At 37.7% G+C, this 17,500-nt stretch carries 14 protein-coding genes, 3 tRNA genes, 4 rRNA genes, 1 other RNA gene and 1 other annotated feature (2 of these 23 running past the window's edge); of the genes, 4 read left to right on the top strand and 18 right to left on the bottom strand.

All coding sequences use genetic code 11. From position 1 onward, the window contains the following. The 9 genes from QN089_RS00150 to ffs form a co-directional block, all read right to left on the bottom strand. Window positions 1–509 (bottom strand): 23S ribosomal RNA (locus QN089_RS00150); it reaches 2,420 nt to the left of the window's first position. Between the two features lie 238 nt (window positions 510–747). Further along, a tRNA-Ala gene (locus QN089_RS00145) sits at window positions 748–823 on the bottom strand. 22 nt (window positions 824–845) lie between these two features. Beyond that, window positions 846–922 (bottom strand) — tRNA-Ile (locus QN089_RS00140). A 90-nt stretch (window positions 923–1,012) separates the two neighbouring features. Next, a 16S ribosomal RNA gene (locus QN089_RS00135) occupies window positions 1,013–2,560 on the bottom strand. Together the 16S and 23S rRNA genes with 2 tRNA genes alongside form the textbook arrangement of a ribosomal RNA operon. 394 nt (window positions 2,561–2,954) lie before the next feature. Continuing rightward, window positions 2,955–3,167 (bottom strand): YaaL family protein, encoded by a 213-nt coding sequence (locus QN089_RS00130; RefSeq protein ID WP_068456812.1) that lies wholly within the window; start codon window positions 3,165–3,167, stop codon window positions 2,955–2,957. A gap of 18 nt (window positions 3,168–3,185) precedes the next feature. Continuing rightward, window positions 3,186–3,782: a recombination mediator RecR gene (gene recR, locus QN089_RS00125; protein ID WP_068456815.1), complete on the bottom strand. Its 597-nt coding sequence runs from the start codon at window positions 3,780–3,782 to the stop codon at window positions 3,186–3,188. A 12-nt stretch (window positions 3,783–3,794) separates the two neighbouring features. Further along, the gene (locus QN089_RS00120; protein WP_068456819.1) at window positions 3,795–4,112 is read right to left on the bottom strand and encodes a YbaB/EbfC family nucleoid-associated protein; all 318 of its coding nucleotides are present in this window, start codon (window positions 4,110–4,112) and stop codon (window positions 3,795–3,797) included. A gap of 32 nt (window positions 4,113–4,144) precedes the next feature. Continuing rightward, on the bottom strand, window positions 4,145–5,914 hold the full coding sequence (dnaX, locus tag QN089_RS00115) for a DNA polymerase III subunit gamma/tau (RefSeq protein ID WP_285215683.1): 1,770 nt from the start codon (window positions 5,912–5,914) through the stop codon (window positions 4,145–4,147). A gap of 119 nt (window positions 5,915–6,033) precedes the next feature. Beyond that, window positions 6,034–6,299, bottom strand: an RNA gene (gene ffs, locus QN089_RS00110) — signal recognition particle sRNA large type. A 166-nt stretch (window positions 6,300–6,465) separates the two neighbouring features. On the opposite strand from ffs, the gene QN089_RS00105 reads away from it, so the two are divergent. Then, window positions 6,466–6,558, top strand: a tRNA-Ser gene (locus QN089_RS00105). A 124-nt stretch (window positions 6,559–6,682) separates the two neighbouring features. Continuing rightward, window positions 6,683–7,108 carry a DUF4395 domain-containing protein gene (locus QN089_RS00100; RefSeq protein ID WP_285215682.1) on the top strand — a complete coding sequence of 142 codons (426 nt, stop codon included), beginning with the start codon at window positions 6,683–6,685 and terminating at the stop codon, window positions 7,106–7,108. Between the two features lie 37 nt (window positions 7,109–7,145). Here the strand turns inward: QN089_RS00100 and QN089_RS00095 are convergent, their stop codons facing one another. Beyond that, window positions 7,146–7,814 (bottom strand): deoxynucleoside kinase, encoded by a 669-nt coding sequence (locus QN089_RS00095; RefSeq protein WP_068456826.1) that lies wholly within the window; start codon window positions 7,812–7,814, stop codon window positions 7,146–7,148. Then, complete coding sequence (locus QN089_RS00090; protein WP_141274958.1) at window positions 7,811–8,449, bottom strand: deoxynucleoside kinase; 639 nt, start codon at window positions 8,447–8,449, stop codon at window positions 7,811–7,813. The genes QN089_RS00095 and QN089_RS00090 overlap by 4 nt, the downstream gene beginning before the upstream one ends. Window positions 8,450–8,571: 122 nt before the next feature. Between QN089_RS00090 and tadA the strand changes: the two genes are divergently transcribed. Then, complete coding sequence (tadA, locus tag QN089_RS00085; RefSeq protein WP_285215681.1) at window positions 8,572–9,072, top strand: tRNA adenosine(34) deaminase TadA; 501 nt, start codon at window positions 8,572–8,574, stop codon at window positions 9,070–9,072. A gap of 19 nt (window positions 9,073–9,091) precedes the next feature. Here the strand turns inward: tadA and serS are convergent, their stop codons facing one another. From serS to pdxS, 3 genes are all read right to left on the bottom strand, one after another. Next, window positions 9,092–10,369, bottom strand: a complete 1,278-nt coding sequence (serS, locus tag QN089_RS00080; protein WP_068456833.1) for a serine--tRNA ligase — start codon at window positions 10,367–10,369, stop codon at window positions 9,092–9,094. 100 nt (window positions 10,370–10,469) lie between these two features. Next, window positions 10,470–10,691: a binding site (T-box leader), on the bottom strand. Window positions 10,692–10,709: 18 nt separating this feature from the next. Then, the gene (gene pdxT / locus QN089_RS00075) at window positions 10,710–11,294 is read right to left on the bottom strand and encodes a pyridoxal 5'-phosphate synthase glutaminase subunit PdxT (protein ID WP_068456835.1); all 585 of its coding nucleotides are present in this window, start codon (window positions 11,292–11,294) and stop codon (window positions 10,710–10,712) included. Between the two features lies 1 nt (window position 11,295). Next, a complete protein-coding gene (gene pdxS, locus QN089_RS00070) occupies window positions 11,296–12,180 on the bottom strand; it encodes a pyridoxal 5'-phosphate synthase lyase subunit PdxS (RefSeq protein WP_068456838.1) in 885 nt (294 codons plus the stop codon). 106 nt (window positions 12,181–12,286) lie between these two features. Between pdxS and pdxR the strand changes: the two genes are divergently transcribed. Next, a complete protein-coding gene (pdxR, locus tag QN089_RS00065) occupies window positions 12,287–13,687 on the top strand; it encodes a MocR-like pyridoxine biosynthesis transcription factor PdxR (RefSeq protein WP_197409928.1) in 1,401 nt (466 codons plus the stop codon). A gap of 46 nt (window positions 13,688–13,733) precedes the next feature. On the opposite strand, the gene QN089_RS00060 is transcribed toward pdxR, so the two are convergent. From QN089_RS00060 to QN089_RS00045, 4 genes are all read right to left on the bottom strand, one after another. Next, window positions 13,734–15,053 carry a serine hydrolase gene (locus QN089_RS00060; RefSeq protein ID WP_068456843.1) on the bottom strand — a complete coding sequence of 440 codons (1,320 nt, stop codon included), beginning with the start codon at window positions 15,051–15,053 and terminating at the stop codon, window positions 13,734–13,736. Window positions 15,054–15,190: 137 nt separating this feature from the next. Next, window positions 15,191–16,657 carry an IMP dehydrogenase gene (guaB, locus tag QN089_RS00055; RefSeq protein WP_068456845.1) on the bottom strand — a complete coding sequence of 489 codons (1,467 nt, stop codon included), beginning with the start codon at window positions 16,655–16,657 and terminating at the stop codon, window positions 15,191–15,193. A 549-nt stretch (window positions 16,658–17,206) separates the two neighbouring features. Further along, a 5S ribosomal RNA gene (gene rrf / locus QN089_RS00050) occupies window positions 17,207–17,322 on the bottom strand. Between the two features lie 58 nt (window positions 17,323–17,380). Continuing rightward, a 23S ribosomal RNA gene (locus tag QN089_RS00045) occupies window positions 17,381–17,500 on the bottom strand; it runs 2,809 nt beyond the window's last position.

Genomic DNA, 17,500 nt, shown 5'->3' with positions numbered 1-17,500 from the left:
CGGTACTGGTTCACTATCGGTCACTAGAGAGTATTTAGCCTTGGGAGATGGTCCTCCCAGATTCCGACGGAATTTCACGTGTTCCGCCGTACTCAGGATCCACTCTGGAGGGAATGAACTTTCAACTACGGGACTGTTACCCTCTATGGTAGGCCTTTCCAAGCCGCTTCATTTAACTCATTCCTTTGTAACTCCGTGTAGAGTGTCCTACAACCCCAAGAAGCAAGCTTCTTGGTTTGGGCTCTTCCCGTTTCGCTCGCCGCTACTAAGGGAATCGAATTTTCTTTCTCTTCCTTCAGGTACTTAGATGTTTCAGTTCCCTGAGTCTGCCATCAAAACGCTATGAATTCACGTTAGGATACTGTTCGATTAAAAACAGTGGGTTCCCCCATTCGGAAATCTCCGGATCAAAGCTTACTTACAGCTCCCCGAAGCATATCGGTGTTAGTGCCGTCCTTCATCGGCTTCTAGTGCCAAGGCATCCGCCATGCGCCCTTAATAACTTAACCTAATTGATTCCAATCTGCTGCGTAATACTTTGTCAGCTACACTTGTTCGAATGCTCATGTACGTATGTACACTCCGCTTCTCACTGCGTTTGCTTTCGCGTCTTACTTGCATCTTGAAATAATTTTCACATAAGTTATTAAGCCTAAAAAATTAAAACTTAATAATTCAAAATCTATAAAAGAAATTTGTGTTTGTGTTACTTTCAATGTCGTTTTATCCAGTTTTCAAAGAACAATTTGGTGGAGCCTAGCGGGATCGAACCGCTGACCTCCTGCGTGCAAGGCAGGCGCTCTCCCAGCTGAGCTAAGGCCCCATTACGGGTATAAGATTTAAAATGGTGGGCCTAAATGGACTCGAACCATCGACCTCACGCTTATCAGGCGTGCGCTCTAACCAGCTGAGCTATAGGCCCATTTTAAAAGGTTTCATAAACCTTCAAAACTAAACAGCAAGTAAGATAATCTGTGTAAGACCCAAAGGTCTTTTCCGTTATATTCCTTAGAAAGGAGGTGATCCAGCCGCACCTTCCGATACGGCTACCTTGTTACGACTTCACCCCAATCATCTATCCCACCTTAGGCGGCTGGCTCCTTACGGTTACCCCACCGACTTCGGGTGTTACAAACTCTCGTGGTGTGACGGGCGGTGTGTACAAGGCCCGGGAACGTATTCACCGCGGCATGCTGATCCGCGATTACTAGCGATTCCGGCTTCATGCAGGCGAGTTGCAGCCTACAATCCGAACTGAGAACGATTTTATGAGATTAGCTTACCCTCGCGAGTTTGCGACTCTTTGTATCGTCCATTGTAGCACGTGTGTAGCCCAGGTCATAAGGGGCATGATGATTTGACGTCATCCCCACCTTCCTCCGGTTTGTCACCGGCAGTCTCCTTAGAGTGCCCAACTAAATGATGGCAACTAAGAATAAGGGTTGCGCTCGTTGCGGGACTTAACCCAACATCTCACGACACGAGCTGACGACAACCATGCACCACCTGTCACCAATGTCCCCGAAGGGAAAATCCTATCTCTAGGACGGTCATTGGGATGTCAAGACCTGGTAAGGTTCTTCGCGTTGCTTCGAATTAAACCACATGCTCCACCGCTTGTGCGGGCCCCCGTCAATTCCTTTGAGTTTCAACCTTGCGGTCGTACTCCCCAGGCGGAGTGCTTAATGCGTTAGCTGCAGCACTAAGGGGCGGAAACCCCCTAACACTTAGCACTCATCGTTTACGGCGTGGACTACCAGGGTATCTAATCCTGTTTGCTCCCCACGCTTTCGCGCCTCAGTGTCAGTTACAGACCAGACAGTCGCCTTCGCCACTGGTGTTCCTCCAAATCTCTACGCATTTCACCGCTACACTTGGAATTCCACTATCCTCTTCTGCACTCAAGTTCCCCAGTTTCCAATGACCCTCCACGGTTGAGCCGTGGGCTTTCACATCAGACTTAAGAAACCACCTGCGCGCGCTTTACGCCCAATAAATCCGGACAACGCTTGCCACCTACGTATTACCGCGGCTGCTGGCACGTAGTTAGCCGTGGCTTTCTAATAAGGTACCGTCAAGGTACGTTCATTTCCTAACGTACTTGTTCTTCCCTTACAACAGAGTTTTACGATCCGAAAACCTTCATCACTCACGCGGCGTTGCTCCATCAGACTTTCGTCCATTGTGGAAGATTCCCTACTGCTGCCTCCCGTAGGAGTTTGGGCCGTGTCTCAGTCCCAATGTGGCCGATCACCCTCTCAGGTCGGCTATGCATCGTTGCCTTGGTAGGCCGTTACCCCACCAACTAGCTAATGCACCGCGGGCCCATCCTACAGTGACGCCGAAGCGCCTTTCAACTTCAAAACATGTGATTCGAAGGATTATCCGGTATTAGCCCAGGTTTCCCTGAGTTATCCCGATCTGTAGGGCAGGTTGCCCACGTGTTACTCACCCGTCCGCCGCTAAATCAGAGAAGCAAGCTTCTCGTCATTCGCTCGACTTGCATGTATTAGGCACGCCGCCAGCGTTCGTCCTGAGCCAGGATCAAACTCTCCATAAAAGTAGTTTGAAAGCTCATTTGCTTTGCTAGCGTTATCTTTTGATAACAATTGCTTATTCACTTAATGTGATAAGACTTGTTTGTGATTATCTTCTTGCTTGTTTAGTTTTCAAGGTTCATGTTGTTTCGTCGTCATCTTAACGACTTAATCATTATATCATGATAACTTCTTAGAAGTCAACAACTTTTTTAAAATATTTTTTCGTCATATTTATACGACTTAAATATTGTAGCATATTAAAATGAATGAGTCAATTATTTCTTTAATTTCTTCAATGTCATCTTAACGACTTATAAATAATAACATCTATTTTTACATAAAGCAATACTTTTTCAAAAGAAAAAGTAGTTTAATCTTAAAAACTACTAAACTACTTTATTTCTTCCTATATAACTATCGAATTTGAACTCGGCGTATTCTTGCTTCTTTAAATAAATAGAAGTATTTACTTTCTGCTATTTTCTTTTGAACCATAGTATCCAAGTTAAAGTCATCTACAAGATCTTCAATCTGTTGTAAATTCTCTAGTTCTTGTTTTGTCTGCTTAATTAGCTGAACAAGATTTTCATCATATTCTTTACGTAATTTTTGTTTATTAAAGAACAATGGTCGCCGCCTCAATTCTTAGAGTTCTCTTCTACCTTCTATTGCTTTTGATAAAGTAACTTCATCTGCATATTCTAAATCTCCGCCTACTGGTAATCCATGTGCGATTCTCGTTGTTTTAATACCAGAAGGTTTTACTAGGCGAGATATATACATTGCTGTAGCTTCACCTTCAATTGTAGGGTTCGTCGCTAAAATCAATTCTTCAATTTCAGCATTTTGTAATCTTTTAATTAAAGTTGGTACATTGATATCTTCTGGACCTATACCATCCATAGGGGAGATAGCACCATGTAACACATGATATAAACCGTTATAATCACGCATTTTTTCCATTGCAATAACATCTTTGGGATCTTGCACAACGCATACGATTGTACGATCTCGCTGTTGATCTTGGCAGATATGACATGGATCTACATCTGTAATATGGCCACATACTGAACAATATGTTAAATCACGTTTCGCATCTACTAAAGATTTGGCAAACGTTAATACGGTATCCTCTTCCATCGTTAAGACAAAAAAAGCCAGACGAGAGGCTGTTTTCGGGCCAATGCCTGGCAATTTCATGAAACTATCGATTAGTTTGGATATCGGTTCTGGATAATGCATCCGAACGACCTCCTAGAATCCTGGAATATTTAATCCTTGTGTGAATTGTCCCATTGTAGAACTTGTTTTTTCATCTACTTGTTTAATTGCTTCATTTGTCGCAATGATAATCATATCTTGTAATAATTCAACATCTTCTGGATCTACGATTTCTGGATCAATTACAACATCTGTTACTTCTTTTTTACCTGTCATAACGACTTTTACTAGACCGTTACTTGCAGTACCTTCAAATACTTCTGCTTCTAATGCTGCTTGTGCCTCTACCATTTTCTTTTGCATTTTTTGCATTTGTTTCATCATGTTATTCATGTTACCCATTCCGCGCATTTTAAAATGCCTCCTTATAAATTAAAATTTAGTTATTCTTCAATTTCAATAAAATCTTTACCAAACAGTTTTTGAGCTTCTGATACAACTGTATCATCCACTTCTTCTTCATGCTGTTCAATATCTAAGAATGATTGTACAGGCTCTTCCGGCTCATTACCAGCGACATTTACATTTTCAGATACAGATTGTGTACCCTCTTTATGTTTACGAATAAATTCTGCTCGAATTCGATTCCAATCATCCTCTGGTACAAATACAATCTCATAAAACGTATTCGTTAAGCCTGCTAAAACATGTTTGAACTGCTCAGCCAACTCTTTATTTTCAGCAGCCATTCGGCAAAGTATTTCATGTTTGAATTTTAACACAAAAACACCTTCTGATGCCGCTACTGGCTCTGAATCTGCTAATAATGCTTGTTGTGACTTCGTTAATTGGTTGACTGCATCCATCCAAATACTTTTAATCTGTTGAATAGCAGGTTTCGTTGCGATTTTTAGTACCTCGTTTACACGACCTGTTGGTACTTTAAAACCAGCTTGCGGTTTTTGTCGTGGTCGCTGTGAAGTTGTTTGTGATTCTGTAACAGCAACAGGACCACCCATTGACTGCATTTGTTGTACTAAACTTTCTAATTGAGCAACTTTCGCTTCTAATCCTTGTGAATGAACTGTACTTGACTGTTCAGAATGATTATTCATCACTTGCGCTGGTTGACTTGTTTGAACCATCTTTAATAACGCTGTTTCTAAATATACTTTTGAATGTAATGAAAAACGCATTTCTTGTTGTGTTTTCGATAAAATATCAATGTATTGATAGAGGGTATCTAAAGAAAAATCATTCGCTAATTGAACAAACTTTTCTTCATCTGAAGCAAGTTCTAATAAATCACCTAAATCAGGAGCAGTTTGAATAAGAAGTAAATCTCTAAAGAAGGTAATGAGATCTTCTGATAAGCGAACTGCGTCTTTCCCCTCATTCATTAACTCTTCTAATAATCCTAAAACACTCGCTACATTTTTTTGTTGAATGTGTTCAACTAAACGATAAAAAATATCTTGGCTAATTGAACCTGTAACAAACAGTGCATCTTCAAGCTTCACTTCATTTTCACTAAATGATACAACCTGATCTAACATACTTAATGCATCACGCATACCACCCGCAGAAGCTTGTGAAATCACTTTTAAAGCCTTTTCGTCATATGGGCGCTCAATATCTTCTAATACTACTTTCATTCGCTCTACAATATCTATAGAAGAAAGTCTTTTAAAATCGAATCTTTGACAGCGAGAAATGATTGTAGCTGGTATTTTATGTGGTTCAGTTGTAGCTAAAATGAATTTTGCATGTGCAGGAGGTTCTTCTAATGTTTTTAACAATGCATTGAAGGCACTTGTAGATAACATGTGCACCTCATCAATAATATATACTTTAAATCTTGCACTTGCTGGCGCAAAACGTACTTTTTCAATAATCTCACGAATTTCTTCCACACGTGAATTCGATGCTGCATCAAATTCAATTACATCGGGGTGCGCATTTTCTGTGATACTTTTACAAGTAGCACATTCATTACAAGGTTCTGCAATCGGTGCTCGTTCACAATTCAATGCTTTAGCGAAAATTTTCGCTGTACTTGTTTTACCTGTACCTCGTGGCCCAGAGAACAAATAGGCATGTGTTGTGTGATCAGATTGAAGCGCATTTTGTAATGTCTTTTTTACATGGGTTTGTCCAGACATGTCTCGAAATGACTGGGGACGATATACTCGATAAAATGCCTGATATGTCAACGATACCGCTCTCCTTTTTTATAATTCTCGTTACTTATGATTATAACATATACGCGTTTTGACAATGAAAAAACTCACTCGAAATATTTTCGAGTGAGTTTGAAGTGTTATGGTTAATACCATGCACCCTTAATCGACAGTCACACATAAGCGTTACTCTTGTCGCCAGCTCAGATTAGGCTACCCCGCGGCACATAAGTTGATCCACTTAATGCTGCTTCCTCTCGGACCTGACATGGTTCATGGGAACTCATTGCGCAGGACCCAATCGTCAACGCTACGTGCAAGAGGCAGACCAAACATGCGAACAGCCTCCTAAGGGAATTCAGTCTCGCTAAAGCGGATTGCGAGTTACAGGACACCGCTACCTTCCCACCTAGCACGGTAATTCATATTTTACTCATTCTAGAATTAAATTGCAACTAATAGCTATCGAAAATTTTATTCTACAATAAGATTTTTTTCGTAAAAAAGTTTTTTAAGGAAAATGGTTGACCGTAATGTTATTTCGTGTTAAATTAATCTACGTTGATAAAACAACTTTATATCTCGGAGGTATACCCAAGTCTGGCTGAAGGGATCGGTCTTGAAAACCGACAGGCGGGTCAAACCGCGCGGGGGTTCGAATCCCTCTACCTCCTCCATTTAATTTTCGTTACATACAGATGTAACGGATTTTTTTTTGCTTTTTTTAAGTATTTTTTCTTTTCTTTTGTCTTTCAATCCTTTATGATAAATAAAATAATTCTTATCTGAAAGGTTGGTTATATGCAAAAGCCTTTATTTATCCCTAGACCTCTTGTGCGCGTGAATCAATGGACAATCTTATTATTCACAGTCGCTACTTGGATTTTTCAACAGCCATTATTACTACTTATACCACTAGTTGCAAATGTACTTGGACTATTTTTCAATTTAAACCCGATTATGAAGTTCGCTCGTCTTTTCTTAAAGAAAGAACCATCTTCATACATTCCAGAAGATGTGACACAACAAAAATTCAACTCAAGTATTGCCATCTTTTGTTTATTAATAGGTTTCATCGGCTTTATATATAATCTTCCTGTTCTTGGTTATACATTCACAATCATGGTTGCACTTGCATCTTCTATTGCGATTCTTGGATTCTGTATCGGTTGTTTCTTATTCTTCCAACTAAATCAGTTAAAATATCGATTAAAAAAAGCTTCATAGAAAAAGAGAGGAATCACGTCGATGTGATTCCTCTCTTTTATTTACGTAAATGTGATGTCTGCTCTAAAAAATGGGCAATACGAGCCACAATGTGTTCCACAGTATCTGGGTCTTTCATTAAATCATAATCATTAATATTCAATCGAAGTACAGGACAAGCATTAAAACTATCAATCCATCTTTCATAGCGTTCATGCATCTCTAACCAATAAGCACGATCTGTTTGTTGCTCCATCGGACGACCACGCTCTGCGATACGACCGATAATATCCTCTACAGGTCCTTCAATGTAAATCAATAAATCTGGATGTGGAAAGTAAGGTGTCATCACCATCGCATCAAAAAGATTCGTGTATGTTTCATAATCTGTTGGTGTCATCGTTCCCTTATCATAATGCATCTTCGCAAAAATACCTGTATCTTCATAAATGGAACGGTCTTGAATAAAACCACCTCCATATTCAAAAATACGTTTTTGCTCTTTGAAACGCTCTGCTAAGAAATAGATTTGTAAATGGAAGCTCCACTTCTCAAAGTCATCATAAAACTTATCTAAGTATGGGTTTGTATCTACTTTTTCAAAAGATGTACGGAAATTTAATGCTTCAGCTAAAGCATTCGTCATTGTCGACTTCCCTACACCAACTGTTCCTGCAATTGTAATAACAGCATTCGATGGAATATTATATTTTTCTCTTAAATTCATTGCTTTAAGCTCCTCTTACTTAATAATTCTTCTACTTGTTGAAGAATTTTTTGTAAATCATATTCATTGTTCACAAAATCATAGGCGTCACCATTAATACGTAGCACAGGAATCTGTGGATTCTCTTGTTCAAAACGATCAATAAATACATGATAATCTGCTACTAACTGCTCCATATAGTCACGTTTAATCATATGTTCAAATTCTCGCCCACGCATTGCAATACGCTTCATTAATGTATCAACTGTCGCATCTAAATAGATGACGATATTCGGTGTCACCATATCTTCGATTAAAATCTCATAAATTTGTTCGTACTTTTTATATTCAGAAGGTTGTAGCGTTCTTTGTGCAAAAATTAAATTTTTAAATACATGATAGTCTGCTACAACTTCTTTTTTCGCATTAATTGAATTTTTCTTAATGTCTTTTAATTGCTTATAACGATTACATAAGAAAAACATCTCTGTTTGAAAGCTCCACTCATCAATATCTTCATAGAATTTATTTAAAAATGGGTTTTCATCCACAATCTCTTTTAATAAATCATAGCCAAAATGTTCAGCAATTCGATTTGAGAGTGATGTCTTTCCAACACCAATCGGACCTTCTACAGCGATAAACGGTACAGGCATCGGAAGTTCTCCCTTCATTTTTTCATCAGTGCCTTATATTTTATCATACAGATTCATGAAGAAACACCCTTTCGCTTTATTGACACAATCGTGCTAGAATAACGCTACAAGGAGCGTGACATATGGAATTAACAGATCAACAATATATGGAACTGGCTTTAAAAGAAGCTGAAAAAGCACGTAATTTAGGCGAGGTTCCTATTGGTGCAATCATCGTACATGAAGGTGAAGTGATTTCTTCTGCTTATAATCTACGCGAAACCACACAAAATGCTGTCACACATGCAGAACTAATGGCGATTCAACAAGCATGTGCAAAACTAGAGAGTTGGCGATTAGAAAATACAACACTTTATGTAACATTAGAGCCTTGTCCTATGTGCGCTGGAGCAATTCTACAATCGAGAATTCCACGTGTGGTATATGGGGCTCGTGATCTAAAGGCAGGCTGTGTTCATTCATTACATTCATTATTAACAGATTCACGTATGAACCATGTATGTGAAGTTACAGAAGGTGTTTTAGCTGACGAATGCGGTAGTATTTTAACGACCTTCTTTAAAGAATTACGTGCACGCAAAAAAGCAGAGAAAAAAGCAAAAAAAGACAACATCACAAATTAATGCGATGTTGTCTTTTATATTAGTTAGAAATAACTTCTAATCCACCCATGTAAGGACGTAAAACTTCTGGTACTACGACAGAACCATCAGCTTGTTGGTAGTTTTCTAAAATCGCCGCTACTGTACGACCAATTGCAAGACCTGAACCATTTAATGTGTGTACATATTCTGGTTTTGCACCTTTTTCACGACGGAAACGGATATTGGCACGACGCGCTTGGAAATCTTCGAAGTTTGAACAAGAAGAAATTTCACGATAAATATTTTGTGTTGGGATCCATACTTCTAAATCATATTTTTTAGCAGCAGTGAAACCTAAGTCACCTGTGCACATTAATAATTTACGGTATGGTAATTGTAAAGCTTGTAGAATTGCTTCAGCATGACCTGTTAGTAATTCAAGTTGTTCATAAGATTCTTCTGGTTTTACAAAACGTACTAATTCAACTTTGTTGAATTGGTGTTGACGAATTAAGCCACGTGTATCGCGACCAGCTGAACCTGCTTCTGAACGGAAGTTTGCGCTATATGCATTAAAACCTTTTGGTAAGTCTTCAGCAGTTAAAATTTCATCACGGAAGAAGTTTGTTACAGGTACTTCAGCAGTTGGAATTAAGAAGTAATCTTCTTTTTCAATTAAGAAAGCATCTTCTTCAAATTTCGGCAATTGACCTGTACCTGTTAAGCTTGTACGGTTTACCATGTAAGGTGGTAACATTTCTTCATAACCATGTTTGTCTGCATGATAATCCATCATGAAGTTAATTAATGCACGTTCTAAACGAGCACCTGCTCCACGATAAAATACAAAACGACTACCTGTTACTTTACCAGCACGTTCGAAATCAATGATATTTAAGTTTGTACCTAAGTCCCAGTGTGGTTGAGGTTCAAAATCGAATGTTGGTACTTCCCCCCAAGTATATACTTCTTGGTTCGCGTCCTCATCTTCGCCTACAGGCACAGACTCATGTGGGATGTTTGGTAAACGCATCATCATATGATGGAATTTCTCTTCAACCTCATTTAATTGTGCGTCTAATTCTTTAATTTGATCACCAAGTTCACGCATTTGAAGAATTGCATCATCTGCATTTTCTTTATTGCGTTTCTTTTGAGCAATCGCTTCAGAAGCTTTATTACGTTCTGCTTTTAGAACTTCTGTTTTTGCGATTAATTCACGACGTTGTTGATCCCACTCTTCAAAGTGATCGAATGTCCCTAAATCCTCATTACGATGCGCTAACTTTTCTTTAATTTCAGCATAATTTGCACGTACACGTTTAATATCTAACATGTATATTCCTCCATTCCTTATTCGATGTAGATGAAGCCCATAGCACTTGCAATCTTTATAAATTCTAGGAAAAGGCACAAAAAAGCCCTCATCCCCATAGTGAAGGGACGAGAGCATACCCGCGTTGCCACCCTAATTGATTAAGCACAAAATTGCTTAATCCGCTTCAATTTATAACGGCTATGTAAAGCCGGCTACAGCCTACTATGATTTCAGCCGAGCAACTCCAGGACGGATTCACAAGGTTCTTTATCAACTCTCACCAACCGTTGACTCTCTTAAAAAGAATAAACTCGCTACTACTTCCTATCATCGTAATAAATATTAATTTAACCATACTTTACAATACATTTGAAGGTTGTGCAAGTTTACTCTGCTGAATCTGTTCTTTTAATAGTTCCATAATGCGTAAATCGTCTGTTAATTCAGGATGAAATGCGCATCCAATTTTATTTCCTTGTTGTACAAGTACAATCTTATCACCATACGTTGCAAGCACTTCTACACCTTCACCAACACGATCTATATGCGGTGCACGAATGAAAACAGCTTCATATGGTGTGTCTAAACCTTGAACTGTTAATTCTGTAGAGAACGAATCAATTTGTCGCCCAAATGAATTACGACGCACCCAAATATTCATACCACCAATATGTGCTTCAGAACCTTCAACGCAGTCTGCCAAAAGAATTAACCCTGCACATGTTCCAAGAATTGGCTTTTTGAAATCTTTTAAAGCCGGCATCATCTCATGATAGTCAATGAGTTTACGCATAGCTGTACTTTCACCGCCCGGTAAAATTAAGCCGTCTATCTCATTTAATTGTTCTGCGTTTTTAATTGCGATTCCCTCAGCACCAATACCTTCAATCGCATGAATATGCTCTTCGACAGCACCTTGTAAAGCTAGAACACCAATCTTCATATTACCAACCTCGATTCTGCATACGTGCTTCAGGAGCTAAAGAGGCAATTTCAAGACCTTTCATTGGCGTACCAATTTCTTTTGATACACGCGCAATTAATTCATAATCTTGGTAATGTGTTGTTGCTTGAACGATAGCATTTGCGAATTTTTCTGGTGATTCAGATTTGAAGATACCAGAACCTACGAATACACCATCCGCACCTAACTCCATCATTAATGCTGCGTCTGCTGGTGTTGCGATACCACCTGCTGCAAAGTTTACTACTGGTAAACGTTTTAAGCGGTGAATTTCTAATAAAACTTCATACGGTGCGCCAAGTTCTTTAGCTGCCGTCATAATTTCATCTGGACTCATATTTGCGATTTGTTTTACTTGCGCATTCACTTTACGCATATGACGAACTGCTTCTACGATGTTCCCTGTTCCCGGCTCACCTTTTGTACGAAGCATTGAAGCACCTTCACCAATACGACGAGCAGCTTCACCTAAATCACGACAACCACATACGAATGGTACACTGAATTCATTTTTTAATAAATGATATTCTTCATCTGCTGGTGTTAATACTTCACTCTCGTCAATGTAATCCACACCCATTGACTCTAAAATACGTGCTTCTACGATATGACCAATACGACCTTTTGCCATAACTGGAATCGATACTGCATTCATTACTTCTTCAACAACGCGTGGATCTGCCATACGTGCAACGCCACCTGCTTTACGAATATCAGATGGAACCATTTCTAGCGCCATAACTGCTACTGCACCAGAAGCTTCTGCGATTTTTGCTTGCTCAGCGTTAATAACATCCATAATAACGCCGCCTTTTTGCATTTGAGCCATACCTCTTTTAACTAAATCTGTACCTAATTGAACCATGAATAATTCCTCCCTTTATTTTCTATATATCCCATAATAATTTATATTGACCTTTTTAAAAGATTCAGTTTTAATATATTTAATAAGGTCAGTTAGGGTGAAGACAATGGATATGCTCATGTTTCAATTAGATAAGACATCATCAGAACCGCTATATGAACAGCTTTACAGAGGAATTAAAGAGAGTATTGTAAACGGTGAAATTGCAACAAATGAGAAGCTACCTTCGAAAAGAAAATTAGCTGAATTTTTAAATATTAGCCAAACTACAATTGAATTAGCTTATGGTCAATTATTAGCTGAAGGCTATGTTTTATCAAAATCACGCGTTGGTTATTTTGTAGAAGACATTGAAACACTTGCTTATATTGATAAAGAGCAAACTCAAAAATTATTAAATGCACCAGAAATTGAAGTGAAAATTGATTTTAATCCTGGTCAAATTGATTTACAGTCGTTTCCGTTTAAAATTTGGCGTAAATATATGAAAGATGCGATTGATGAGGAACATGCTCACCTATTATTAATGGGGGATGCACAAGGAGAGTACGATTTACGAAAAGAAATTGCGGCATATTTATACCAATCACGTGGCGTACGATGTCAGCCAGAACAAATTGTAATTGGCTCTGGTACAGAACAATTATTACCAATGATTGTTTCTTTACTTGGAAATCAACATCACTATGCAGTTGAAAACCCTGGTTACACGATGACACACCACATTTTCACACAATACAATCAGCCAACAACACCAATTGCTGTTGATGAAGATGGTATGGATGTCCAAGAACTTGAACAATCTGAAGCTACAATTGCTTATGTTACACCTTCTCATCAGTTCCCGACAGGTGCTATTCTATCGGCTAACAGACGTGTTCAATTATTAAATTGGGCAATGAAATCACCTCATCACTATATTATTGAAGATGACTATGATAGTGAATTTCGTTATACTGGTAAACCGATTGCAGCATTACAAGGTCTAGATCATGATGATAAAGTAATTTATATGAGTACATTCTCCAAATCATTAATGCCATCTTTACGGATTGCTTATTTCGTTTTACCGAAAACATTACTAGCTGACTATAAAGCACGAGAAAGCTACTATACGTGCACAGTACCTCGAATTGACCAATATACTTTGGCACAATTTATGCATGAAGGTCATTTCTCAAAACATCTGAATCGAATGCGTAAAATTTATAGAAAAAAACTCGAAAAAATTACGCACACATTAAAAGCTTATGCGCCACAAATTAAAATATCAGGCGAACAAGCAGGCATGCATATTATGGTGCATGTTTCACATGAAAAAGATGCAACTGCTCTTAGCAAAATTGCATTAGAACAAGGTATACGAATTGCTTCTATTCAACAATATTTATTGAAAGAACATCCGACTTACAAAAATCGTTTGTTACTTGGATTTGGTGGGATTCCTGAAGAAGAAATTGAAGAATCTATTCACTTATTAATGCATATTTGGGGTTTCCAAGCATAAACAAAAAAGAATCGTGCCATGGCACGATTCTTTTTTGTTTATTTTATTAGAACACTTTATTCCATAAATTTGAGAAGAAATCACCAATTGCACTAAATACTTTTGTAAACCAGCCTTTTTCTTCTACAGCTTCTGTTGTAACAACCTCTAAAGCTTTAATTTTCGGATCAATAAAGCCATAATCTTTTCCAGCTTTATTTTTCACTTCAATGTGTCCAACCACTTCACCTTTTTTAACAGGTGCATTTAATGATTTTTTATCTAAAACAACATTTGCAGTATATTCTTTTGCATCATTTGTTTTAACCATCATTGATAATTCTTCTTTTGCTGCTACTTTTACTTGTTTTTCTTTACCATTTTCAACTGCTACTGTTTCGTTCCCTTTAAAAGTTTGACCTTTTGAAACGATTTTTTCTGTTGAGAATTGGTTGAATCCATAATCAAATAATGCCTTTGTTGCATCAAAACGTGCTTTTTTATTTTCGTTATTACCATCTGCATCAGTTGCATCCATTACAACTGAAATAAGACGTGTATTACCGCGTTTAGCTGTACCAGTGAAGCATTGTCCAGCATAATCTGTTGTACCTGTTTTCAGACCATCTACGCCTTCATATTCAAATACTAAACCTTTTAACATAAAGTTCCAGTTGTCCATCTTAATCGCATCATCTGTACCTTTACGGAATACTTTTGAAGGAATACTTGATGTTTCTAACACTTCTGGATGGTCTTTTAATAAACGATATGCAAGCAATGCAACTGAACGTGCTGACATTTTATTTTCACCTTTATTTGGTGTACCAGCTGGTTGCATACCTTGTAATTGTGCATTATTTAAACCAGATGAATTAAAGAATTCATAGTTTGTTAATCCTAATTCTTTTGCTTTTTTGTTCATTAATTTTAAGAATTCTGTTTCAGAACCTGCAATTGTTTCTGCAATCGCAATTGTTGCTGCATTTGCTGAATAAATTGCCATTGCATCATATAATTCACGAATTGTATATTCACCATCAGCACGTAATGGAACGTTACTTAGTGCACGATCCTGTGAAATTTTATAGGCATAATCTGAAACTTTGTACTTTTGATCCCATTTAATTTTACCAGCTTTCACTTGGTCTAATAAAATGTACTCTGTCATCATTTTTGACATACTTGCAATACCTAACGATTTTCCTGCATTTTTTTCGTATAGTATTTTACCCGTATCTGCATCAATTAAGATAGCAGCTTTTGCATGGATACCAAGATTTTCTGCTGCTTTTGCTTGGTGTGGGATTGCTAGCAGAATCATGCTTACAAACATTACGACAGATAATGTTAGTTGCATAATCGTATTTTTCTGTAAATTCTTCACCCTTCTACCTCCAAAATATGTATGATGTTTCTCGCTAATTTTAACATATAATATCTCTTTTAAAAGCTTTGTTATCAAAAAGACATATAAAAAACACTAAACAGTGCGAGTGACTGTTTAGTGTTAATTTAGACGTTTTATTGTAATGAATAGTTCGGTGCTTCTTTTGTAATTTGTACATCATGTGGATGACTTTCACGTAAGCCAGCTCCAGTCATACGTACAAATTGTGCGTTTTCACGAAGATCTTGTAAATCTTTTGTTCCACAGTAACCCATACCTGCACGAACACCACCAACTAACTGATGAATTGTATCAGCTAGTGCACCTTTATAAGGAAGACGACCTTCAATACCTTCTGGAACTAATTTTTTCGCATCATCTTGGAAGTAACGATCTTTCGAGCCATTTTCCATTGCTGATACAGAACCCATACCACGATATACTTTAAAGCGACGACCTTGGAAGATTTCAGTATCTCCAGGAGATTCAGAAGTTCCAGCTAATAATGAACCTAACATTACAACATGTCCACCAGCAGCTAAAGCTTTTACGATATCACCAGAATACTTGATACCACCATCTGCGATAATTGTTTTACCCATTTTACGAGCAACAGTAGCACAATCATAAATTGCTGTAATTTGTGGTACACCAACACCTGCTACAACACGTGTTGTACAAATAGAACCAGGTCCAATACCTACTTTTACTACATCTGCGCCAGCTTCGAATAATGCCTCTGCACCTTCACCTGTTGCAACGTTACCAGCTACGATAGCTAGTTCTGGATATTTTGCACGAATGTCTTTTACAGTGTTTAACACGCCTTGCGAATGACCATGTGCTGTATCAATTACAACTACGTCTACCTGTGCATTTACAAGCTTTTCAATACGAACCATTGTATCTTTTGTAATACCAACAGCTGCACCGACTAAAAGACGACCATGCTCATCTTTTGCAGCATTTGGATATTCCATTACTTTTTCAATATCTTTAATTGTAATAAGACCTTTTAAAGCACCTTCGTCATCAACAATCGGTAATTTTTCAATTTTAAATTGTTGTAGCATTTTTTCAGCTTCATCTAAAGTTGTACCAACAGGTGCTGTAATTAAATCTTCTTTTGTCATAACATCATCAATTAGTAATGAGTAATCTTGAACAAAGCGAAGATCTCGGTTTGTAATAATACCAACTAATTTTAATTCTGTTTCATTATTTACGATTGGAACGCCAGAAATGCGGTATTTGCCCATTAAGTGCTCTGCATCAAATACTTGATGTGTTGGTGTTAAAAAGAACGGATTTGTAATAACGCCATTTTCAGAACGCTTTACCTTCTCTACGTTATCCGCTTGTTCTTCAATTGACATATTTTTATGGATAATACCCAGACCACCTTGACGTGCCATTGCAATCGCCATAGACGCCTCAGTTACTGTATCCATCCCAGCACTAATCATTGGAATATTAAGTTTAATTTTCGGTGTTAATTGAACCGATAAATTTACTTCCTTTGGTAATACTTCAGAATGTGCTGGTACTAAAAGTACGTCATCAAATGTTAAACCTTCTTTGGCAAATTTTGTTTCCCACATATGCTGTAATTCCTCCTATTAAAAATTATATTAATAGTAAGATTAACAACGTCCATCATACATGTCAAGAACACAAGAAATAAAAGAGTATTCAAAGTATTCCTATTATTCATATCACAACAATGATAACGCTTTATTTAAGAGAAAATATGTTTATGTCTAAATTGTATAATTATATGTATATATTTAAATCATTAAAATTTTATCGTATTTTATTCTATTTCCGAACATTCTCATAGAAAAAATCATAAAAACACACTTTTTACATCATAAAACATTTCACAAAAAAACGCTAGTAAAAAATTTATAATATAAAATACACTTTATACTACGCTTAATATATCAATTACATGAATATATTGCTGGATGCGATGCGGATTGCCTTTACCTTGTACATGGATGTAGATGAATCGCCTTTGCGACAGGACGTCGCGTTTTTGGCGATCTGGACGTCGCGCTCTTTGGCAATCCTCCTTGAATCTTTTCAAGGGTTTCCTCCTTTTGAAACATAAAAAAAGTAACCACTCAGAAGAGTGATTACCTTAATTTGCATAGCAACGTCCTACTCTCACAGGGGGAAACCCCCAACTACCATCGGCGCTAAAGAGCTTAACTTCCGTGTTCGGCATGGGAACGGGTGTGACCTCTTTGCCATCGTCACTACACGATGAAAGATTGTTCTTTCAAAACTGGATAAACGGTTCATTGAAACACACAATTGTTTTGGTTAAGTCCTCGATCGATTAGTATTCGTCAGCTCCATATGTCACCATACTTCCACCTCGAACCTATCTACCTTGTCGTCTTCAAGGGATCTTACTTACTTGCGTAATGGGAAATCTC

It is taken from the genome of Kurthia sp. YJT4, from assembly GCF_030219945.1.
GTDB classification, from domain to species: domain Bacteria; phylum Bacillota; class Bacilli; order Bacillales_A; family Planococcaceae; genus Kurthia; species Kurthia gibsonii.
Note: the sequence above shows the minus strand (reverse complement) of the source record. Positions and strands in the feature narration are given on the sequence as shown.